The sequence below is a fragment of the Ensifer sp. ZNC0028 genome (assembly GCF_000799055.1).
In the GTDB taxonomy this organism is placed as follows: Bacteria; Pseudomonadota; Alphaproteobacteria; order Rhizobiales; family Rhizobiaceae; genus Ensifer.
The window spans coordinates 41619-63453 of sequence record NZ_JTLA01000018.1; the positions used below are offsets into that span (position 1 = coordinate 41619).

General features: G+C 62.0%; 19 protein-coding genes and 1 pseudogene. 10 read left to right on the plus strand and 10 right to left on the minus strand.

What is annotated here, in order from left to right; translation table 11 throughout:
* Positions 1-187 precede the first annotated feature (187 nt).
* A complete protein-coding gene (gdhA, locus tag L981_RS05285; RefSeq protein ID WP_156133972.1) occupies positions 188-1534 on the plus strand; it encodes an NADP-specific glutamate dehydrogenase in 1347 nt (448 codons plus the stop codon).
* A 153-nt stretch (positions 1535-1687) separates the two neighbouring features.
* Here gdhA and L981_RS05290 read toward each other — a convergent pair whose 3' ends face one another.
* Positions 1688-1894: a hypothetical protein gene (locus tag L981_RS05290; protein WP_043612491.1), complete on the minus strand. Its 207-nt coding sequence runs from the start codon at positions 1892-1894 to the stop codon at positions 1688-1690.
* Between the two features lie 482 nt (positions 1895-2376).
* On the opposite strand from L981_RS05290, the gene L981_RS05295 reads away from it, so the two are divergent.
* Together L981_RS05295 and L981_RS05300 are read left to right on the plus strand one after the other, a co-directional pair.
* Positions 2377-4113, plus strand: coding sequence for an ABC transporter permease subunit (locus L981_RS05295; protein WP_052201609.1), 1737 nt, complete (start codon positions 2377-2379; stop codon positions 4111-4113).
* A gap of 10 nt (positions 4114-4123) precedes the next feature.
* Positions 4124-5467 (plus strand): AAA-associated domain-containing protein, encoded by a 1344-nt coding sequence (locus L981_RS05300; protein ID WP_043612493.1) that lies wholly within the window; start codon positions 4124-4126, stop codon positions 5465-5467.
* A 287-nt stretch (positions 5468-5754) separates the two neighbouring features.
* On the opposite strand, the gene L981_RS05305 is transcribed toward L981_RS05300, so the two are convergent.
* From L981_RS05305 to L981_RS05325, 5 genes are all read right to left on the minus strand, one after another.
* Positions 5755-6804 carry a sn-glycerol-3-phosphate import ATP-binding protein UgpC gene (locus L981_RS05305; RefSeq protein ID WP_043612498.1) on the minus strand — a complete coding sequence of 350 codons (1050 nt, stop codon included), beginning with the start codon at positions 6802-6804 and terminating at the stop codon, positions 5755-5757.
* Entirely contained in the window at positions 6804-7652 is an 849-nt protein-coding gene (ugpE, locus tag L981_RS05310; protein WP_043612501.1) for a sn-glycerol-3-phosphate ABC transporter permease UgpE, read from the minus strand. Before ugpE ends, L981_RS05305 begins: the two co-directional genes overlap by 1 nt.
* Before the next feature lie 7 nt (positions 7653-7659).
* The gene (gene ugpA, locus L981_RS05315) at positions 7660-8541 is read right to left on the minus strand and encodes a sn-glycerol-3-phosphate ABC transporter permease UgpA (protein ID WP_043612503.1); all 882 of its coding nucleotides are present in this window, start codon (positions 8539-8541) and stop codon (positions 7660-7662) included.
* 68 nt (positions 8542-8609) lie between these two features.
* Positions 8610-9914: a sn-glycerol-3-phosphate ABC transporter substrate-binding protein UgpB gene (ugpB, locus tag L981_RS05320; protein ID WP_043612506.1), complete on the minus strand. Its 1305-nt coding sequence runs from the start codon at positions 9912-9914 to the stop codon at positions 8610-8612.
* Between the two features lie 351 nt (positions 9915-10265).
* Complete coding sequence (locus L981_RS05325; protein ID WP_043612509.1) at positions 10266-10730, minus strand: Lrp/AsnC family transcriptional regulator; 465 nt, start codon at positions 10728-10730, stop codon at positions 10266-10268.
* Between the two features lie 126 nt (positions 10731-10856).
* Here L981_RS05325 and alr point away from each other — a divergent pair, with 126 nt between their 5' ends.
* Genes alr through L981_RS05340 form a run of 3 tightly spaced genes read left to right on the plus strand, consistent with a single transcriptional unit; the run spans position 10857 to position 13680 of the window.
* Complete coding sequence (gene alr, locus L981_RS05330) at positions 10857-11987, plus strand: alanine racemase (protein WP_043612511.1); 1131 nt, start codon at positions 10857-10859, stop codon at positions 11985-11987.
* A gap of 24 nt (positions 11988-12011) precedes the next feature.
* Positions 12012-13262: a D-amino acid dehydrogenase gene (locus tag L981_RS05335; protein WP_043612513.1), complete on the plus strand. Its 1251-nt coding sequence runs from the start codon at positions 12012-12014 to the stop codon at positions 13260-13262.
* Between the two features lie 37 nt (positions 13263-13299).
* Positions 13300-13680: a RidA family protein gene (locus L981_RS05340; RefSeq protein ID WP_043612516.1), complete on the plus strand. Its 381-nt coding sequence runs from the start codon at positions 13300-13302 to the stop codon at positions 13678-13680.
* A gap of 135 nt (positions 13681-13815) precedes the next feature.
* Here L981_RS05340 and L981_RS05345 read toward each other — a convergent pair whose 3' ends face one another.
* Positions 13816-13983 carry a hypothetical protein gene (locus L981_RS05345; RefSeq protein ID WP_210166421.1) on the minus strand — a complete coding sequence of 56 codons (168 nt, stop codon included), beginning with the start codon at positions 13981-13983 and terminating at the stop codon, positions 13816-13818.
* Positions 13984-14093: 110 nt separating this feature from the next.
* On the opposite strand from L981_RS05345, the gene L981_RS05350 reads away from it, so the two are divergent.
* The gene (locus tag L981_RS05350) at positions 14094-15005 is read left to right on the plus strand and encodes a hydrogen peroxide-inducible genes activator (RefSeq protein ID WP_043612521.1); all 912 of its coding nucleotides are present in this window, start codon (positions 14094-14096) and stop codon (positions 15003-15005) included.
* Between the two features lie 52 nt (positions 15006-15057).
* Here L981_RS05350 and L981_RS05355 read toward each other — a convergent pair whose 3' ends face one another.
* Positions 15058-16047, minus strand: a complete 990-nt coding sequence (locus tag L981_RS05355; RefSeq protein WP_043612524.1) for a sodium-dependent bicarbonate transport family permease — start codon at positions 16045-16047, stop codon at positions 15058-15060.
* Between the two features lie 574 nt (positions 16048-16621).
* Here L981_RS05355 and L981_RS05360 point away from each other — a divergent pair.
* Together L981_RS05360 and L981_RS05365 are read left to right on the plus strand one after the other, a co-directional pair.
* Positions 16622-16822 (plus strand): annotated as a pseudogene (locus L981_RS05360) (L,D-transpeptidase); the annotation flags it as partial.
* A gap of 122 nt (positions 16823-16944) precedes the next feature.
* Positions 16945-17250, plus strand: coding sequence for a hypothetical protein (locus L981_RS05365; RefSeq protein WP_043612527.1), 306 nt, complete (start codon positions 16945-16947; stop codon positions 17248-17250).
* Positions 17251-17424: 174 nt separating this feature from the next.
* Here L981_RS05365 and L981_RS05370 read toward each other — a convergent pair whose 3' ends face one another.
* Entirely contained in the window at positions 17425-19473 is a 2049-nt protein-coding gene (locus L981_RS05370) for a bifunctional aldolase/short-chain dehydrogenase (RefSeq protein ID WP_043612530.1), read from the minus strand.
* Between the two features lie 372 nt (positions 19474-19845).
* Between L981_RS05370 and L981_RS05375 the strand changes: the two genes are divergently transcribed.
* Positions 19846-20829, plus strand: a complete 984-nt coding sequence (locus L981_RS05375; protein ID WP_245281582.1) for a sugar-binding transcriptional regulator — start codon at positions 19846-19848, stop codon at positions 20827-20829.
* Positions 20830-20866: 37 nt separating this feature from the next.
* On the opposite strand, the gene L981_RS05380 is transcribed toward L981_RS05375, so the two are convergent.
* Positions 20867-21814: a carbohydrate kinase family protein gene (locus L981_RS05380; RefSeq protein WP_043612539.1), complete on the minus strand. Its 948-nt coding sequence runs from the start codon at positions 21812-21814 to the stop codon at positions 20867-20869.
* Positions 21815-21835 lie beyond the last annotated feature (21 nt).

The following is a 21835-nucleotide window of genomic DNA, read 5'->3' on the forward strand; positions in this document are numbered from 1 at the left end:
CGGTCGCCTCTATCTCAGGTGTGCCTATCAGAGTGACGCCTTGCGCACGTTTTCCCATGAAAAACCAGCGCGCAGCTCGGCAATCACGAATTGCATGGTGACGGGAAATAAATCTTCACTTGCCGCTCTGCTTCCGATAATGCGCGAGGGTCTGCGCATAGAACCTGCGCGCATGAGGAGAACCATCTTGAATGTCGATGAGAAGCTGGAACCAATTCTGACGGAAGTACTGAGGCGCAACGCCGGCGAGCTGGAATTTCACCAGGCCGTACGCGAAGTGCTTGAAAGTCTGGGGCGTGTCATTGCCAAGCACCCGCGCTATGCGGAACAGGCCCTTATAGAACGGATCTGCGAACCGGAGCGGCAGATCATCTTCAGGGTGCCTTGGGTCGATGACGCCGGGCAGGTACAGATCAACCGCGGTTTCCGCGTCCAATTCAACTCGGCGCTTGGGCCCTATAAGGGCGGGATACGTTTTCACCCTTCCGTCAACGTCGGGATCATCAAGTTCCTCGGTTTCGAGCAGACCTTCAAGAACGCCCTGACGGGCATGCCGATCGGCGGCGGCAAGGGCGGTTCGGACTTCAATCCGAGGGGCCGTTCGGATGGGGAAATCATGCGATTTTGCCAGTCGTTCATGACCGAGCTTCATCGACACCTGGGCGAGTATACCGACGTTCCTGCTGGTGATATCGGTGTCGGAGGCCGGGAGATCGGCTACATGTTCGGCCAATACAAGCGGCTCACCAACCGGTACGAGGCCGGCGTGCTGACAGGCAAGGCGCTGATCTACGGCGGCTCGCGTGCGCGCAAGGAGGCAACGGGCTTCGGCGCGACCTATTTCGTCCAGCGGATGCTCAGCACCAAGGGTCTCGATTTCGAAGGCAAGCGCGTGACCGTATCGGGATCCGGAAACGTCGCCATCTACACCATGGAAAAGATTGCGGAGTTCGGTGGCAAGATCGTCGCGTGCTCCGACTCCAACGGTTATGTCGTCGACGAGGACGGGATCGATCTCGAACTGGTCAAGCAGATCAAGGAGGTTCGCCGCGAGCGGATATCCGAGTACGCCAGGCTGAAAGGCTCCAGGGCGCACTATGTGGAGGGCGGCTCCGTCTGGGACGTTCCTTGCGATGTCGCGATGCCCTCGGCGACCCAGAACGAGCTGACGGGCAAGGATGCCCGCACCCTGGTGAAGAACGGCGTCATCGCAGTGGGTGAGGGGGCAAACATGCCATCGACCCCCGAAGCGGTTCGCATCTTTCAGGATGCAGGGGTCATGTTTGCTCCCGGCAAGGCCGCCAATGCGGGCGGTGTTGCGACATCGGCTCTCGAGATGCAGCAGAATGCCTCTCGCGACAGCTGGACGTTCGAGCAGACCGAAACGCGGCTTGCCATTATCATGCAGTCGATCCACGACCGTTGTGCGGAGACCGCCGAGGAATACGGCAACCCCGGCGACTACGTGCTCGGAGCCAACATTGCCGGCTTCGTCCGGGTCGCCGAAGCCATGGACGCGCTCGGCGTGATCTGATGCCTCAATCTGGAGGGAGCCGGCCTGCGTCGGCTTCCTTCGACAATACGCATCGGGCCTTGGGACGCTGAAGATCGGTCCCGATCTCGTCGGGAGATATCCGTACTCCGGATCGCGAGACGGGAACGGGAGCCAATTCGGCGCAGATTGAATTTATGAGGCGACGAGACCGTCGAAAACCTCGAGCATGGCCTCACTGATCGCCTTGCCGAGGGCCGCCGCGGTTTGCGACAGGGCTTCTTCGTCTGCGCCCTGGGCTGCGATTGCGAAGGCTGCGCCTTCTCCCGTCACGATTTCCTGTGCGCGCTGAATGGCCCAAAGGGCAAAGTCGTTGCGATCGCTGATTTCTACCGTTTCCATGGTGTCCTCTGATTGTCCGCGTGGAATTCTTGCCGGTTTGCCGGGCAGGGTGGCCGAGACCTCGAGCCTAGCGTCCTAGCCGGCCTGGCCCATTTAAACCGCAACAGCGCGCTGCCAAAGGCAGAAGCCTGGGAGCTGGGCGTCTTGAAGCCCTAAGAAACGTTACCCCGGCTATCCGCCCATTTCCTCCGACTGTCAATCCGCAGTCGATGCAGCTCCGCGATTGCCTTCGCCTTATCAAAGGGTTCTGGCCTTCTCTTGAGACGTCCCTCCCGCCTCGGACGGACAGTATCATCGATCGTTCGGCCTGCAGCGTTACCACCTTGACTATGCTTTCATGCAGCGCACAATCGCCTGAGATAGGCTTGGATTGAGAGAAGAGTCGCGAGAGTTCACATCGTCTGCGGTCGCCCGTTCGGCTCACGGTTTTGTGGAAGCGGTAGCATTGAGACTTGCTTGCATTCGTTCAACGGGGCGTAACAATGGCCACGCACCACGCCGCAATGGAAGCCGTTCGCCGCTCGGGCTATGCGCCCAATTTTTGGGATTTCTTCGCATTTTGCCTATTCTTTGCAACGCTCGTCCTGATTGCCCATGGCGGACATGAGGCGTTCGCCCCGCTCTCATCGCTTTCGACCGCACCCGTTTCGCTCGATCCGGCCATGCTGCCGGAATATGCGTTACGCACAACGATGCGCATGCTGGCGGCAATTGCAGCCTCGCTCGCCTTCACCTTGATCTATGGGACGCTGGCCGCCAAATCCCGGCGGGCGGAGGTCGTGCTGATTCCGTTGCTCGACATTCTGCAGTCGGTGCCGGTGCTCGGTTTTCTGTCCTTCACCGTTCTCGGCTTCTTGTCGCTTTTCCCCGGCAACGTCTTCGGGGTGGAGCTTGCAGCGATCTTCGCCATCTTCACCAGCCAGGCCTGGAACATGACCTTCAGCTTCTACCAATCGCTGAAGACCGTGCCGGCCAACCTCGACGAGGCGGCCCGCAGCTTCCGGCTTTCGCCATGGCAGCGCTTCTGGCGGCTTGAAGTTCCTTTTTCCATGCCGGGCCTCGTCTGGAATACGATGATGTCGATGTCGGGCGGATGGTTCTTCGTCGTGGCGTCGGAAGCGATTTCGGTCGGCAACACCACCATCACGCTGCCAGGTATCGGCTCCTACGTCGCGCTTGCCATCGCCCAGCAGGACCTCGTGGCCGTCGGCTGGGCGACGGCGACCATGTTTGCGGTGATCCTCATCTATGATCAGTTGCTCTTCCGTCCGCTTGTGGCCTGGAGCGACAAATTCAGGGTCGAACTCTCCGCCGGCAGCGCCGCGCCGCGTTCATGGCTCCTGGACGTGGTGCGCAGAACGCGATTGTTGCAGGTTCTGCTCGTGCCGGCCGGGGCGATCGTCGGGCGTATTCTGCAGCGGCGGCTGGCGGTTCCTTCACTTGTGCCCACCCGGCTAAGCGGGGTTACAGTGAATGCCTGGGCGGATCGCGCCTGGTTTGCGTTCGTCGTTGTCGTTGCAGCCTACGCCTTCTGGCTGGTCGCACGGTTCATCGCGACCGAGCTTGCCTTTGCAGATGTCGTCGCGGTCGCCGGGCTCGGGCTTCTGACCATGCTGCGCGTGATCGTTCTGATGGTGTTTGCGACGCTGGTCTGGGTACCGATCGGCATCTGGATTGGACTGAGGCCGCGTGTGGCCGAGCGCATGCAGCCCCTGGCACAATTCCTGGCGGCGTTCCCGGCCAATATCGTGTTTCCCTTTGCCGTCGTCGCCATCGTCCGCCTCGGGCTCAACCCGGACATCTGGCTCTCCCCGCTCATTATCCTGGGCGCCCAGTGGTACATCCTGTTCAACGTGATCGCCGGGGCCAACGCCTTTCCGAACGACCTCAAGGAGGCGGCGGCAACGTTCCGCATCCACGGCTGGAACTGGTGGCGCAAGGTCATCCTTCCGGGCGTTTTCCCCTACTACGTGACGGGCGCGATCACCGCGAGCGGCGGCGCCTGGAACGCCTCGATCATTGCGGAGGTCGTGAACTGGGGCGACACGATGCTCTCGGCGCATGGCCTCGGCGCGTACATCGCTGCGGCGACGAGGGTCGGTGACTATCCCCGCATCGTGCTCGGTATCGCCGTCATGTCCTTGTTCGTCATCCTGTTCAATCGGTTGGTCTGGCGGCCGCTCTATGCCTTTTCAGGCCGGCGCCTGCGTCTTGAGTAAGAGGTTCCAGATGGATTTGGCCGACACCACAAGCTCTTCTGTCCGTGCCGCGAAAAACCAGCTTCTGGAACTGGAAGGCGTGCGGCAGACCTATAGCAAGAGCGACAGTCCTGATCTTGTGGTGCTCGACGACGTCGCGCTCAAGATCACCGAAGGCGAAATCGTCGGATTGCTCGGGCGTTCCGGCTCCGGAAAGTCGACGCTGCTGCGCATTGTTTCCGGTCTGGTTACGCCAACCGCGGGCAGGGTGCTCTGGCGCGGTCATACGGTGACGGGGCCGAGCGAAGGCATTTCCATGGTGTTCCAGAGCTTTGCACTCTTTCCGTGGCTCACCGTGCTTCAGAATGTCGAACTTGGGCTTGAGGCGCTTGGCGTGCCGACAGCCGAGCGCCGCCGCCTCGCGATCGATGCGATCGACCTGATCGGCCTCGACGGCTTCGAGAGCGCCTATCCGAAAGAACTGTCGGGGGGCATGCGGCAACGTGTTGGCTTTGCCCGCGCACTTGTCGTCCATCCAAGCCTCATGCTCATGGATGAGCCCTTTTCGGCGCTGGACGTGCTGACGGCGGAAACGCTGCGCACAGACCTTATCGACCTCTGGATCGAAGGGCGTCTGCCGATCAAGTCGATCTTGATGGTGACGCACAACATCGAAGAGGCGGTGCTCATGTGCGATCGCATCCTGATCTTTTCGTCCAATCCCGGCCGGGTTGCGGCGGAGATCGCGATCGACCTGATCCATCCACGCAACCGGCTGGACCCGGCGTTCCGACAACTCGTTGATGACATCTACGCGCGGATGACACGGCGGGCGCCGCTGGAAAAAGTGGAGAAGCCCGTTTCGGGCGGCTTCGCCGGGACCGGCATAGCGATGGCCTTGCCCCGGCTTTCGACCAACCGTCTCTCGGGCCTGATCGAAGCGCTCGCGCAGGCGCCTTTCAATGGCGAGGCTGATCTTCCCGATCTCGCTGCAAGCCTGCAACTGGAGGCGGGCGAACTGTTTCCGATCCTCGAAGCCCTGCAGCTCATGCGTTTTGCCGAGCTGGAAGCGGGGGACGTCAAGCTGACGGAGGCGGGGCAGCGCTTTGCCGCTGCCGAAGTCGACAATCGCAAGCGCCTGTTTGCCGAGCACCTTCTAGCTTACGTCCCGCTTGCAGCCCTTATCCGGCGCGTGCTCGACGAGCGGCCAAGCCACCACGCACCCTTTGCGCGCTTCTCAGAAGAACTTGAAGATTACATGTCGGAAGACGATGCCGAACAAACCGTGCGCACGGTCATAGCATGGGGCCGTTATGGAGAACTCTTCGGCTATAACGAGGAGATGCGGCAGTTCAACCTCGACGACCCAAGCTGAAACGTTGGCGGCGGCGTCGCGTTCTTGCGGAAGGGCAGGAAGCGATCTGCCGATGCGTGGCCCCACCCAATCTGCGCCTTAAGTCGCATAACATACATTATGGAACTAATCTGCGAGCGTCCTTTCGGACTGATTTAGCGAGACGCCCTGAAAGAAACGACCACAGGGCAAACCGTTACGCTCCCTGTGGTCGTGACCATAGCCCGCAACGTCCTCCAACAATTCAACAGTCTACGCTCGCGATACATCAACGAACCTCTGCTGATCTCGCGCCGACCTTCCGGCCATCATCCATGCCGGTTCCCGCTGCCGTCAAACATATGGAGTGCTTCTGTGTTCGCCCCGACCTTCACCTCGTCACCGATCTCGTTGCGCGCGCGCCCGGAAACGCGAAAGACCAACTCGTCGCCGTTTTGGAGGCGACCGTGTATGAGGCTTTCGGCTCCGACCAGTTCGATGCCGTCGATGCGAACCGTCGCTTCGAAGGCTCGCGCCGGGGCATCGGCTGACATCGGCGAAATGTCTTCCGGACGGACGCCGAGCGTGTAGTCGCCATTCGGGCGGGCCGCATCCGAGGCGAGCGTCCATCCCGCCGATAAATTCTTGCCGTGCAGCAGGTTCATCGACGGCGAGCCGATGAAAGTGGCGACGAAGGTGGTTGCGGGCTTCTCGTAAAGCTCCAGTGGCGTGCCGACCTGCTCGATACGACCGGCGCTGACGACGACAAGCCGGTCGGCAAGGGTCATCGCCTCCATCTGATCATGCGTGACGTAGACGCTCGTCGTTGCGAGCGAACGCTGCAACCGCTTGATCTCGATGCGCATCTGGCCGCGCAGCTTCGCATCGAGGTTCGACAGTGGCTCATCGAACAGAAACGCGGCGGGTTGGCGAACGATCGCCCGCCCCATGGCAACGCGCTGACGTTGGCCGCCCGAAAGCTGCCGTGGCTTGCGGTCGAGATAGGGCTCGATTTCGAGCGTCCGCGCGGCCGTGGCAATGCGCTGATCGATCTCGGCCGCCGGCGTCTTCCGGTTCTTGAGCCCATAGGCAAGGTTCTGGCGCACCGTCATGTGCGGATAGAGCGCGTAGTTCTGGAAGACCATCGCAATGTCGCGCTCCGCCGGCTCGACATCGTTGACCCGACGCCCGCCAATCAGGATATCTCCACCGCTGATGTTCTCGAGCCCGGCGATCATGCGCAGCAATGTGGACTTACCGCAACCGGATGGCCCGACAAGGACGACGAACTCGCCGTCCTTGATGTCGAGCGAAACGCCCTTGATCGCTTCCACCGTGCCATAGGTCTTGCGGACGTCTTTCAGGGTAATTTCAGCCATTACTTTTCTGTCTCCACAAGACCTTTGACAAACCAGCGCTGCATCAGCACGACGACGAGGATCGGCGGGATGATCGCAAGGATCGCCGTCACCATCACATAATTCCAGGGCGTCGAGGCGTCGGTAAAATCGATCATCCGCCGGAGCCCGATGATGATCGTGTTCATCTTCGCGTCGTTGGTGACGAGCAGCGGCCAGAGATACTGGGTCCAGCCATAGATGAAGAGGATAACGAAGAGCGCCGCGATGTTCGTTGCCGAGAGCGGCAGCAGGATATCCTTCATGAAGCGGAACGGACCGGCATTGTCGATGCGCGCCGCCTCCACCAGTTCCCCCGGTATCGTCAGGAAGAACTGGCGAAAGAGGAACGTCGCCGTCGCCGAAGCCATCAGCGGCAGCGTCAGCCCCGCATAGGTGTCGATCAGGCCGAGATCGACGATCACCTTGTAGGTCGGCAGGATGCGCACCTCGACCGGCAGCATCAGGGTGATGAAGATCATCCAGAAGAACAGCATCTTCAGCGGAAAGCGGAAGAACACGATCGCGAACGCCGACAGGAAGGAGATGACGATCTTGCCGACGGCGATCGCGATCGCCACGACCGTCGAATTGAACAGCAGACGCTCGAGGCTGACGCCGACGACCCGTTCGACGCCGCCGCCGACCGCTTCCCGATAGTTCTCGACGAGGTGATCTCCGATCACCAGCGACATCGGCGGCCGCACGATCTCGATCGAGCTGTGGCTCGAGGCGACGAAGGTATAGTAGATCGGCAGCGCGACGATGATGATCCCGATGACGAGTATCAGGTGGCTGATCGCAGTTGATATGGGACGATTCTCGATCATCGGCGCCTCACGAATAGTGGACCCGCTTCTCGACGAAGCGGAACTGGAACGCTGTCAGCGCAATGACGATGACCATCAGGATCACCGACTGGGCAGCCGAGCTGCCGAGGTCGAGATTGACGAAGCCGTCGTTGTAAACCTTGTAGACGAGCGTCTCCGTCGCCTTGGCGGGGCCTCCCCCGGTGACCGCGTGAATGATGCCGAAGGTATCGAAGAAGGCGTAGACGGTGTTGACGACGAGCAGGAAGAACGTCGTCGGCGCGAGCAACGGGAAGACGATGGTCCAGAACCGCTTGGTGCCGCGGGCGCCATCGATGGCTGCCGCTTCGATGAGCGACTTCGGGATCGCCTGCAGGCCTGCGACGAAGAAGAGGAAGTTGTAGCTGATCTGCTTCCAGGCTGCCGCGACGATCACCAGAAACATCGCCTGGTTGCCGTTGAGCAGCGGATCCCACGCAAAGCCGTTGCGGCGCAGAATGTAAGAGAAGGTTCCCATCGCCGGGTTGAACATGAACAGCCACAGCATGCCGGCCACGGCCGGGGCAACCGCATAGGGCCAGATCAGGAGCGTGCGGTAGACGTTGCGCCCGCGCACCACCCGGTCGGCCGCCGTTGCGAGCAGCAGCGCAAGCGCCATCGACAACAGCGCTGTCGCAACACTGAACGCCACCGTGACCTTGAGCGAATGCAGATAGTCGGGATTGGCGAGGATCGCCCGGAAGTTGGCGAGACCGACGAAGCCGGATTTCAGGCCGAACGGATCCTCGCGCAGCACCGATTGGTAGAGCGCCTGGCTGGCCGGCCAAAAAAAGAAGATGACCGTCAAGACGATCTGCGGTGCCAACAGAAGATACGGCAGCACCTTGTTTGGAAATACGACGGACTGCATGGTCTCCCCTCCCCATCAAAAACCAGTCCGCACCGCCTTGCGGGCGATGCGGACATTTCGTCTGGAGGTCAGTTGCCGATCGCCGTCTTGATCGCAGCGTTTGCCTTCACGACACCTTCGCTGAGAGCCGTCTTGGCATCCTTCTGGCCGGCAAGCATCGCTTCGAACTCTTCGTTGAGGATGTCGCGAACCTGCGGAAGGTTGACCAGGCGGACGCCCTTGGAGTTTTCGGTCGGCGCCTTGCCCATCATCTGCTTGATCGGCGTCTCCCGGCCCGGGTTCTTTTCATAGAAGCCGGACTTCTTGGTCTCCTCGTAGGCTGCAAGCGTCACCGGCAGGTAGCCCGAGACCTGGTGAAGCTGGGCCTGAGTTTCCGTTTTCGAGAGGAAGTGGAAGAACTCGGCCACGCCCTTGTATTCGGCGTCGCTCTTGCCGGCGAAGACCCAGAGGCTTGCGCCGCCGGGGATGGTGTTCTGCGGGCCGTGGCCTTCATAATAGGGAAGCTCGCCCACACCGTAGTTGATGCCCGACTTGACGATGTCGCCGAGACCACCGGAGGATTCCGTCAGAATTGCGCACTCGCCCGACATGAACAACTGCTTGGCCTCGGAGGTGCGGCCGCCGTACCGGAAGGTGCCGTCCTTGGCGAGATCGGCGATCGACTGGAAATGGTCGACGAAGAGCGGCGCGTCGATCTTCAGTTCCACTTCGAGGCCGGCAAGCCCGTTTTCGTTCGTGCCGTAGGGCACGTTGTTCCAGGCCGAGAAGTTTTCGGTCTGGATCCAGGTCAGCCAGGTCGAAGTGAAGCCGCAATTTGCCGCCCCGCTCGCCTTGATCTTCTTGGCCGCTTCGAAGACCTCGGGCCAGGTGGCCGGCGGCTTGGCCGTATCGATGCCGGCCTTCGTAAAGGCGTCCTTGTTGAAGTAGAGGATCGGGGACGACGAGTTGAAGGGGAAGGACAGCATGGTCCCGTCAGCCTTGGAATAATAGGCGACGATGCCCGGCAGGTACTGGTCCTTGTTGAACTCGTAGCCGCCCTTCTGAAGCACTTCCGCCACGGGCACCACGGCGCCTTCGGCGCCCAGCATCACGCCGCTGCCGGCGTCGAACACCTGCAGGATCGCGGGAGCCTGCTTGGAGCGGAATGCAGCAATGCCCGCGTTCAGCGTCTCGCCATAGGTCCCCTTGAAGACGGGGACAATCTTATATTCCGACTGGCTTTCGTTGAATTCCTTCGCAAGCCGTTCAACGGTTTCGTTGTTGGCGCCCGTCATTGCGTGCCACCAGGCAAGCTCCGTCGCCGCGAAGGCGTTCGGGGCGACGAAGACCGACATCGCAGATGTGGCCGCAAGCGTCCATTTCAAAACTCTCATGGCGATTCCTCCCAATATTGAGACGACAAGTCTCGGTGCTCAGTCGCGTTGATCCTCCTCAATCAGTCGCGCCTGACTTTCGCAGCGAAAGTGCGCTGATTAAAAACGAACGCTAACGAACCTGCAAGAGAAAATAGAATGCAGAATTCGCAAATTTCCACCTTCGGAATATTCGTTCTGTTTCATATAGGAACGCTCGACGCTCGAACGTGCCGAGCGCGGTGCAAATCACCAATCACGCATAGCCTGCGCGACCGACTTGCGGCTGATGGGCTTGCCTATCTCCTCGCGTCGACGCTTGTCGCCTCCCTGCTTTACTAGGGACGGCCGCGCGGGTTCCGGGATTGCGGCCTATCGACGTGCCTTGGGGCGTGTCGCAAGAACGTTGCGGATCGCAAAGCTCGAATGGATTCTGGAGACCCCCGGTAAGGCCGAGAGAATCTCCTTGTGGATGCGCTCGAACTCGCCAGCATTGGCGACTTCGACGCGCAGCAGATAGTCCGATCCGCCAGTCATCAGAAAACATTCGCGTAGCTCGGGATGCCGTCGCACCGCCGCCTCGAACCGGTCGAGATAGTCCTCTGTCTGTCGGTCCAGTGTGATGTTGATGATAACGGCAATGGTGGCCTCGACGTTCGAGGTGTCCACAAGGGCGGTATAGCCGCGAATGACGCCGGACTGTTCCATCAGTTTTATCCGCCTCAGACAGGCGGAGGGCGAGAGCCCGACCTCGCTCGCGAGGCTGGCGTTGCTCCGGCGCGCATCCAGGCGCAGCAGCCGCAGGATATTGCGGTCTATGGTGTCGAGCGCAGTCATTGCGGATTATTCCAATTCGTGATCGTTTCATTCAAAGATCACGAATTGGCGCAACGATCAATCGACAATTCGTCGACAATTCTGCGATCGTTTCACTACCCTCCGGGCAGGTTGGGAGGCTCGGCCATGGACGGCGCAGTCAGGGAAAATACGCAGCAAAAAGCGATCAAGAGCGGCGCCTCGGGCTACCTCACGATCGACCTTGCGGCGCTGGTTCGCAATTACGACCGGCTGGTGTCTGAAATTGCGCCGGCGCGGGCCGCAGCCGTCGTCAAGGCGGATGCCTATGGCCTTGGCGCAGACCGGGTCGCGGCGCGCCTTTATGACCATGGCTGCCGGCATTTCTTCGTGGCCCAGTTCGTGGAGGCTCGGCGCCTGCGACCGCAGCTTGCCCGCGATGCGATGATCTTCGTCCTGAACGGCCTGCAGCCGGGCAACGAGCTCGCCTGCGCCGACGATGGTATCGTACCGGTGATCAATTCCCTTGAGCAATTGCGGCAATGGGCCGGTGCGGCGGTAAATCTCAACCGCCGGCTCCCTGCGGCGCTGCAGTTCGACACGGGCATGTCGCGGCTCGGCGTCCCGCCGCAGGAACGACCGGCGGTCGCCTCGATGCTGCGGACCTGCGGCATGATCGACATCCAGTTCGTCATGAGCCACCTGGCCTCTGCCGACGACGTCTTGAGCGAGCAGAACGGCAGCCAGCTTGCCGAACTCCGGCGCATCGCAGCGGAGTTTCCGGAATACGAGCTGTGCTTCGCCAATTCCGGCGGAATTTTCCTGGGCGAAGCCTATCACGGCGTGCTGGTTCGGCCGGGGATCGCGCTCTATGGCGGGGCCCCGACGGATGGTCACCCAAACCCGATGGAGCCGGTCATCAAGCTCGATGTCGCGGTGGTGCAGACGCGTGAAGTGCCGAGCGGTGCGCGCGTCGGCTATGGCGGCAGCCATGTCGCCGCAAGCCCGACCTGGCTTGCCACCATTGCCGCCGGCTATGCCGACGGCCTGCCGCGCAGCCTGAGCGATCGGGGTGCAGTCTATTGCGACGGCGTTCGCCTGCCGATCGTCGGTCGCGTGTCGATGGACAGCATCACCATCGATATCTCGGCATTGCCGGAGGGGCGCCTGCAACTCGGCAGCCTGGTGGAGGTCCTCGGGCCCAACCAGACACTCGAAGACATCGCACGCGATGCCGGCACTATCTCCTACGAAATCCTGACCGGTCTCGGCCATCGCTACGAACGGCAGTACCGCTGAGCTTCCTTTGCTTTTGAGGACATCATGAAAGTTATCGTTCTCGGCGCCGGCATTGTCGGCGTCACCTCGGCCTACCAGCTTGCCAAGAGCGGACACGAGGTCACCGTCATCGATCGCCAGCCCGGGCCGGCGCTGGAGACGAGCTTTGCCAATGCCGGCGAAGTTTCCTTCGGCTACTGCTCGCCCTGGGCGGCACCCGGCATTCCGATGAAGGCGATGAAATGGCTGTTCATGGAGCACGCCCCGCTCATCCTTCGACCGAAGGTCGATGCCGCCATGATCTCCTGGATGATCAAGATGCTCTCGAACTGCACGTCCGGGCGCTACGCGATCAACAAGAGCCGCATGCTAAGGCTTGCCGACTACAGCCGCGTCTCGCTCGCCGCGCTGCGCGCCGAAACCGGCATCGCCTATGACGAGCGCATGCAGGGAACGCTGCAGCTTTTCCGCACCCAGGCCCAGCTCGACGCCTCCGGCAAGGACGTCAAGGCGCTTGCCGCCGACGGCATCCCCTACGAGGTCCTGGACCGCGATGGCTGCATTCGCGTCGAACCGGCGCTGAAACATGTGCGCGAGAAGATCGTCGGCGGCCTGCTGACGCCGAAGGACGAGACCGGCGACTGCTTCAAGTTCAGCAACGAGCTTGCGAAAAAGGCGGAAGCGCTCGGCGTGCGCTTCAACTATGGCAGCATCATCCGCAGTCTCGACGTGGAAGGCGGCCGGATCAAAGGCGTCGTCACGGCGCACGGTACGCTCCAGGCCGACGCTGTCGTCGTGGCGCTCGGCAGCTTCTCCCCTCTCCTCGTCAGGCCGCATGACATCCGCCTGCCGGTCTACCCGGTCAAGGGTTACTCGTTGACGATCCCGATCACCGACGCGTCACGCGCGCCGGAATCGACGGTCATGGACGAAACCTTCAAGATCGCCATCACCAGGCTCGGCGACCGCATCCGCGTCGGCGGCATGGCGGAAATTTCCGGCTACACCAACGATCTCGGCGAACCCCGTCGCCTGACGCTCCAGCACTCTGTCACCGACCTCTTCCCGGGCGGCGACGTGTCGAAGGCGAGCTTCTGGTCCGGCCTTCGGCCGATGACGCCGGACGGCACGCCGGTCATCGGTCCGACGAAGGTCGCGGGCCTCTACCTCAACACCGGCCACGGCACGCTCGGCTGGACGATGAGTTCCGGTTCGGCACGGGTGATCGCCGATCTCGTCAGCGGCCGTAAGCCGGAAATCGACGCCACCGATCTCGCGATCGCCCGCTACGCATGAGCGTGTTCAATTCAACCACCAATCTCGGAGACGGATCATGATCCAGGAAATCCACACCACCGACGCGCCGGGCGCCGTCGGTCCCTTCTCGCAGGCGATCAAGGTCGGCAATCTGCTGTTCGTCTCCGGCCAGCTTCCGATCGATCCGGCCACCGGAGAGTTCAACTCGGATGACGCGATCGCGCAGGCCGAGCAGTGCCTGAAGAACCTTGCTGCCATCGCGACTGCCGCGGGCACGACCCTTTCTAACACCGTCAAGACCACGGTTCTGCTCACCGACCTCGCGCAGTTCGCGGAGATCAACAAGGTCTATGCGGGCTTCTTCGCCAAGCCGTTCCCGGCCCGCGCCTGCTACGAAGTCAGCGCGCTGCCAAAGGGCGCGAAGGTGGAGATCGAGGCGGTCATCGCCATTCCGTAAGGCCTACTGGCGCCGGACGCTGACAGGCAATCAGCGTCCGGGAAGCATCACGATGCCGCTAAAGGTATCGCCATCGGGAACCAATCCGCCCGCCGGGGGGCGATGTGCCGTGGTTTGCGACTGTGCTATCGGAGCTTACGTCGGAAGCAGACGGTTCGTGCGCTCGACGAATGCGATCTGCTCCAAAAACTGCAGCCTGAGTTTCTTCAGCGTCCAGAGACGAAAGCGATCCGGGGCGGGCCGCGCCTGTTCCTCGGCGATACGCGTTTCAATGATCGCCTTGCGGCTGCGGAGAGATTTCAAAAACTGATCCATTGCGATAGCCTTTGTTCGACTTTCGCGACATTCGAACAGTTCTGGTCATAGTGCCAATTCATAGTTGAAATTCCTGCGATAGGTTTTATCAATTGGGAATGGCCTATCGACCCACTCTTCGCCAGCTTGAATACATAGCGGCCCTCGACGAACTCCGGCACTTCGGCAAAGCCGCCAAGCGCTGCCACGTTTCGCAACCGACCCTTTCCGTTCAGATTGGGCTGGTCGAAAAGTCACTCGGGGTAACGCTGTTTGAACGCACCTCGACGAGTGTCGTCACGACACCGGCGGGCCAGGATGTGGCGCGAAGCGCGCGCATGGCGCTCGCGACCGTCGATGACCTCGTCGAAGGCGCCTTGAAGGACACGCAAAGCCTCGGCGGCCTGGTTCGAATGGCGACAGCCCCGACCTTTGGTCCCTATTTTCTTCCGGGCTTTCTGCCGGGCGTCCATCGTAAATTCCCGGCCTTGAAGATCTATATCCGCGAGGACCCGCCGGCATGGATCGAAACGGCGGTCGCCGAAGGTGCCGTCGATTGTGGCCTTGGACCGGCGCCGGAGCGTGCCGGCCTCAGGTTCCGGCGCATCGGCGACGAGAAGATTTTTCTTGGTGTTCCCGCCGAACATCGGCTGGCCTCGCAGACCTCGGTCAAGACCCGGGCGCTGCGAGGCGAAACGCTGCTGGCGCTCGGCAGCGGCCACCGGCTGCTCGAAAACGTCAAGCACCTTGCGGCCGTGGCGGATGCCCGGGTGATCGATGACTATGAGGGAACAAGCCTCGATTCCATCAGGCAGATGGTCTCGATCGGCATGGGCTGCTCGCTGTTTCCAGAACTTTATGCCCGCGCGGAGTTTCGCAAGGACGACGACGTCAAGCTGATCGAAATCGAGGACTGGGCAGCTCGTCGCGAGGTCGGATTCTACTGGCGGGAAAACAGCGGAAGACAGCGCCACTACGAGATCCTGGCGCGCGAGGCCGATAGCGCCGCGCGCAAGAAGGGAATTGCCTGATGGGCAGGCCATCGCTTCTGCCCGAACCGGCAAGGCTTCGGGCTGTCGCGGGCTAAGGGGCAAGAAGACCGGCCAGTGAAATGTAGAGCGGCACGCCAATCAGCAGGTTGAGCGGGAATGTGACGCCGAGCGCCATGGTCAGATAGATCTCGGGCCTGGCTTCCGGTGCGGCCATGCGCATCGCCGCGGGCGCGGCGATGTAGGAGGCGCTCGCAGCCAGTGTCGTCAACAAAGCGGCGTTGCCATGCGACAGGCCGAGGGCCAGTGCCGACAGAAGAACAAGGGCAGCCGAAAGCGCCGGCACCCAGGCCGCAAACAGCATCAGCGGCCAGGTGAGTTTGCGCCAACCGGTGCGAAGCCCCTGCCCCGCCACGGCTCCGAGATCGAGGAGAAAGAGGCAAAGAACGCCCCTGAAGGGATCGACCAGGAAGCCGGACACGTCGGAGAGCCCATCCCTGCCCGTCACCGCGCCGATGACGAAGGCGCCGAGCAGAACGACGATCGTCACGTTGAAGAATACCTCCTGCATGACCGTGCGATCGGCACGCTTGGCGCTGGCTTGTCCGCCAGCACCCACCCGTTGCAAGAGATAGACGGCGCTGATGATGGCCGGCGCTTCCATCGCGGCCGCAACCGCCACCATGGTTGCGCTGAACTCGATGCCAGATCGGGTCAGGGCATCGGTCGCGGCCGTGAACGTGACAATGGAGATCGAGCCGTAATGCGCAGCGATCGCTGCCCGATCGGTTGCCGGCAGAGGCGATACCAATCCGAGAAGACGAAAGGCGGCAAACGGCGTCGCCCCGGATAGAACCACCCCGACGAGCAGGCACAGGAGCACTTCGGTGGAGAGGGCATCCATCGCGACCGCCGCTCCCCCCTTGAAGCCGATCGCCAGCATCAGGTAGATCGCAATCATCTTTGAAACGCCGCTCGGCAGAGCGATCGATGCGCCCAGGATCGAGGCGCCGAACCCGAGACAGAAGAAGAGCACGGGCGCCGAGAGCAGGGTCTGCTCGACGATAGACAGATAAAGGTTCATCGGAAGCCGTCAGGTTGGTGTTCTTAAAAAAAGAAGCGATGCAGACCTCGGTCGCACCGCCTCAAACCTGCAAGGATACGGCGCCTTGCAGTTGCTTTCCTTGTCTGCGGACATTGCCGCGGGACTTGTTCGTCTCGTCCCTTCGGCCGGCATTTGTCATAGATGGGTCTCATAGGACAAATTCATTGTCGCTATTGTAGAAATAGATCGAAACTATTGAGTGCGGCCGGGCGGCACGATGCTTGGTTAGGCGAGCGAGGGCGCCGTCGCCCGCCCGATCATGCCAACGAGCGTGCAATGTCGCCGTCCCACCGAGCCGTCCGTGCGATCACTTGTCTTGGCCAAATGTTGACGCAAAGCCGACAAGGCCTTGTCCGCCACAAGACACACCGCGCAGGCGCCCGGCACATTCTCACCGCGAGGAAGAGCCGGCTCTTACAGTTCCGAGTGGAATGTCTGCTTCAACAGACACACACACGACTGACGTTGGTACAGTTCAACAGGGTCCCATATGCCGTTAGACGAACAAGCACTCGGACAGAAACTGAAAACAAGTTTTGACGCGGGCGATCTGCCTGGTCTGCATGGCGCAATCGTCGCGCGGGCGCTCTATCTGTTTCAGAATGGCAAGGACACGCTCTACCGCATCCATGGCACGTCCGAGCCCTGGACCATCGGAACCGAAGCATCCTCGGGCTGCATCCGCATGCTCAAAGAAGACGTCATCGAGCTCTATGGGAAAGTATCAAAGGGCGCGACCGTGGTCGTCCTCTAGGTGCCTGAAGGGCAGCGGTCAGGGTTCGCTGTTCTCATCCCCTCGCCCCACGCAAACTATGAGTTGACCGTTTTCAGCGCCGAGGCGACACTTGTCAGGTGCAGCAAGGCAGGAGGTAAATGATGGCTGAGGCGGACCACTGGCGTCATATGGCAAGCGCTCCGAAAAACGGGAGCCGGATCCTCGTCACGATCCGGCCGTCCGAGCAGGGCGCCGCGGAAGTCGATCTCGCCTATTGGTCGAAGGGTGATCAGTTCGGGACTGAAGGCTGGCGCGCCTCCGATTCGTCGCCCGGCCGCATCATCGAGTATCCCGAGCCTGAGTTGAAGTGTTGGATGCCGATGCCCACGGCCAATCTCGATCGCGCTGCGATGCCGCTGCCTTGGGAAGGCGAGGACGAGCAGGAACTGGACGGCTCCGGGATCTAGGAGCGCCTGCGCCGGGTCGTTGGCTGAGCCCTGCTCGTCAGTGGCGGCATAGGCTGTCGCGTGGCAGATTGCTTTCGCTACGGCGACACCATTGTCGGCCGAAGAGCGTGCCGATGTGTTTCATTTCGTTGGGCACGGCCGCGGTGGTTCTCACCGCGGCCGCCCATTATCCTTCTATCGCATCATCGCCGCGACATTGCCGCCGTCGACGGTGATGACCGCGCCTGTGCTTGTGCGCGCCTTGGCAAGGTGCACGAAGGCTTCGGCCACATCCTTGGCGGCGACTTCGCGGTGGACGAGGTTGCCGCGCATGTAGGCTTCCGGCGTGATGCCGCGGGCGCGGCTGCGCTCCTCGACCATCTGGTCGGTCATGAGGCCGGTGCGGATGCGATCGGCGTTGACGGCGTTCGAGGTGATGCCGTCCGCACCGTGTTCGACGGCGTATTGCCGCATCAGTGCCATCAGCGCCGCCTTCGACGTGCCGTAGGGACCGAAATCGGGGCCCGGATTGACCGCCTGCTTGGAGACGTTGAACACCAGTGCGCCGCCTGTGCGTTGCGCCTTCATCACCCTGGTTGCTGCCCGGGCGATGTAATGGTGTCCCCAGAAGTTGAGGGCGAAGGCTTTCTCGAAGAGTTCGTCGGCGACCTCGATCATGGCGCCCTGGAAGGCGGCACCCGCGTTCGAAATGACGATGTCGATACCGCCGAAATGTTCGGCGACGCCGGCGATAGCGGCGTCAACGGCCTGAGGATTGGTCACGTCGCAGGCGACGCCAAGCCCTCCGAGCCGGGCGGCCTCCTTCTTGACCGTCGCTTCGGCAAGATCGACGAGGGCGATTTCCGCACCTTCCGCGCGCAGCGCCTCGGCAATCGCAAGGCCAAGGCCGCCGGCCCCGCCGGTCACCACCGCGACCTGCCGGCTGAGCGGCTTCTCCACCTGTTTCGTCAGCTTGACCTGCTCGAGCGACCAGTATTCGATGTCGAAGAGATCCTGTTCCGACAGCGCCTCGAAGCTCTCGATTCCTTCAGCTTTACGGATGACGTTGATCGTGGCTTCCGCGACATCGGCGCCGACGCGTGCGGCCTTCTTGCTGGGGCCGGCCGCAAAGAGGCCGACGCCGGCGACGTAGAAGACGCGGGGCATCGGGTCGAGCATCTTCTTGTTGCCACCGACGCGCGCGTTGTTGCGCTCGAAATAGGCGCGGTATTCGGCGACGTAGTCGGCCACGGCCGTGCGCACCGTCTCCGCCCAGGCGGCCATTTCACCGGCAACCGGCGCCGGCAGAACGAGGCCGAAGCGCTTGATGTGGATGACATGCTCCGGCGTCGCGTTGCCGCGGCGCGCGAGTTCGCCGGCATTCTGCGCATTGCAGAACGCAAGCACCGCGTCGCTTGCCCGGTGCTCCAGCACGAAGCGTTTCGGGCAGCCTTCCACACCGGTGTCGATCGCGATGGCGCCGCGCAGGACCGGCGCAATTTCCGCGGCCGTTGCAAGCGCCGTTGGCTGCTTCACCTGCACGAACGGACGCGGATTGCCTTCGGCAATGCGGCGTTCGGCCCGGTCGATTGCGGCGATCATCTTCTCGTAGGATTCGCGCGGGTCTTCCGACCAGGTGAAGATGCCGTGCTTCAGCAAGATCATGCCGTCGGCGGTCGGATCGGCGCGGAAAGCCTCATCGCAGGCTTTCGCAAGATCGAAGCCGGGCATGACATAGGGAACGATGATCGCCTTGGGGAAGAGTTCGCGCACGATTTCTTCGCCGTGCGGCTGGTTTGTCAGCGACACGATCGCGTTGGCATGGGTGTGGTCGATGTGCTTGAACGGCAGGTTGGCATGAAGGATCGCTTCGACCGACGGATTGGGCGCTGCCGGATCGAGCAGCAAGCGGCGCTGCAGCATGACCATGTCGTCGTCGCTGAGCGTTTGGAAACCGACCATCGCCTGGAGCGGTTGCAGGCGGACGGCGGGCAGGCCTGCCGGTTCGATCGTGCCCATGTCCCAGCCGCTTCCCTTGACGCAAAGAACCGGAATCTCAGAGCCGTCGAGATCGGTGAAAACGGTCTTTACCGACGTGTTTCCACCGCCATGCAGCACCAGTTCCGGGTCGGATCCGAGCAGGCGCGTGGTGTAGGTGCGGATCGCCAGATCACGGTTGACGCCGTTGCGGACGTAGGCGTCGACGACATCGGCATATTCGGTTTCGGACCATCTCGATTTCATGCAAAGGCTCCTCAGCTTCCGGCGGACATCACCTGCGACGGCTCCGGACAAAAATGACATGGCGGGACCATGCCCGCCGAGCCGTGGAAGGCTGGCGGGAAAGGCCGCTTGGGAAATTTGGGATCGGCGTCTGGCGCGGGCCGCGTCGAAGAAGGCGCGGATCCGATCCTGTCTGCCGTAGTCTCGCCTGCCCATGCGGCCGCATTCGTGGCCGCGTGCTCAAGCGCGATTCCGTTATCGATCGCCCGTTACAACGGGGCATAAACAAATGACAACATCGTGTGTCAAATGTCAATTGAGCGTTCGAATTTGTTTGACGGCGGCCTCATTTCCGGTTTGAGGTGGCGCAAACAGTATCAGGCGGAGTGACGGATGGCGGAGAGCGCACGGGCAAGTTGGATGATCGGCGAAGGCAAGTCGTTGCCGCCCGAGTTCGATGACGGGGTCGTTTGGGCCGCCTGGCTCTACTACGTTGATCAACTGACCCAGAGCGACATCGCCAAGATCCTCGGCATGTCGCGCGCGACCATCGTCAATTACCTTCAGGAGGCCCGTGAACGCGGCCTCGTTACCATCCGCGTCAACACGGATGTCGGCGGACGCGTGGCCATCGCGCGCAAGCTGAAGGAGAAGTTCGGGCTCGAGGGAGCGCTGGTCATTCCGGCCGGAGAGCCGGCGTCGCTGGTCACGCGCCTCGGTGAGGCCGGCGCCCGCCTGCTTGCCGACATGATCAAGCAAGGCGACACGATCGGCGTTGCCTGGGGACGGACAGTGCTTGCCGTCGCCGACCAGATCTCGCTGGCCGAACCGCTCGATGGGCTCACTGTCGTCCAGGTCTCGGGCAGCTCGATCGCCAATCCCGAGTTCTCGCCGGAGTTCTGCACCTCGCTGATGTCCCAGCGCATTCACGCACGCTGCGTCAACCTTTTGGCGCCGGCGTTGCTGTCGACGCCGGAACTCAAGCGCTGGCTGCTTTCGGAACCTGTGCTCGTCAAGCAGTTCGAGCTTATTCACTCCACCAACATCCTGGTCTTCGGCGTCGGCGATATCGGCCCTGACACGCTGATCCGCTCTGCCAATGTCGCAAGCCAGGAGGACTTCGATTCCTACCAGGCGCACGGCGCCGTCGCGGTGCTGATCTGCCGTTTCATCGACGAGGCGGGCCGACAGGTGAGCGGTGAACTCGACGATCGCATGGTGGGTATCGAGCTCGACGAACTCGTGCGGATCCCGAGCCGCGTCTGTGTCGCCGGCGGTGCGAACAAGGTCACGGCGATCCGCGCGACGATGAATGGCGGCTACGCCACCCACCTCGTCACCGACATCGAAACCGCCGAGATGCTGCTGGCCGAATAGGCCCAGGGCGCTCCGACAGGAGCGCCCCGCCAGCCTATCAGTTCACCTTGACGCGCGCCGTGCGCATGAATGCCTGCGTCGCCTCGAAGGAGGTGATGCCGGCATCCGAGCCGAGACCGGTCGCCACCAGCGCGGCCGAGGCCTGCGCGAACTTCAGCGACGTCTCCGTGTCCATCTTGTGGTGCAGGCCGGCGATGAAGCCGGCGTTGAAGGCATCGCCGCAGCCTGTCGTATCGACGACGTCGATCTCGAAGGCGGGCAGTTTCACGCTCTTTCGGTCCGGATCCATGAAGTAGACGCCGTCGCCGCCGAGTGTGAAGACGCAGTGTTTCACACCGAGGTCGCAGAAGAAGAGCGCCGCATCCTCGGCAGTTTTCCGCCCGGAGATCAGCATGGCTTCCTCCACCGAGGGCATGAAGTAGTCGATATAGGGGAAGAGCGGGCGGATGAGGGAGAGCGTCTTCTCGCTGGCACCGAGCAGATCGAAGGTGACGGTGCGGCCCTTGGCCTTGGCCGCTTCGAGAAGCACGCGGCTCGGCTCGCCATCGAGGCGGTCGAGCAGGCCCGTGCCGCCAAGATGAACGATCGGCGCCTCCGTTACGCGATCGAGTGCTTCAGCTGCGATCTCGAAATGGCCGGACGCGCCGCGGACGTGAAGCGCCGGCCGTTCGCCGTTGCGGCGGATGTTGAGGATCGTGGCGGACGTCGGGACGCCCGGGATCTGCTGCATCTCCGCGGTGTCGACGCCGAAGCGCTGCAGGGTCGAAAGCACGAAATCGGCCTTCTCGTCGTCGCCGACGGCGCCAACCGCAAGGCAGTTGAGACCGAGCTTTGCAAGGTCGACCACTGTGCCGCCGGCGGTACCGGCAACCGTCAGCCGGATCTCGTCGATGAACTCGACATTGCCGCCCTCGGGAATGCGGTCGACCGGGCGACCGAGGATGTCGAGAATGTAAAGTCCGATGACCGAAACATCGTGCGCCATGCACTCAAACCTTTCTCAAAG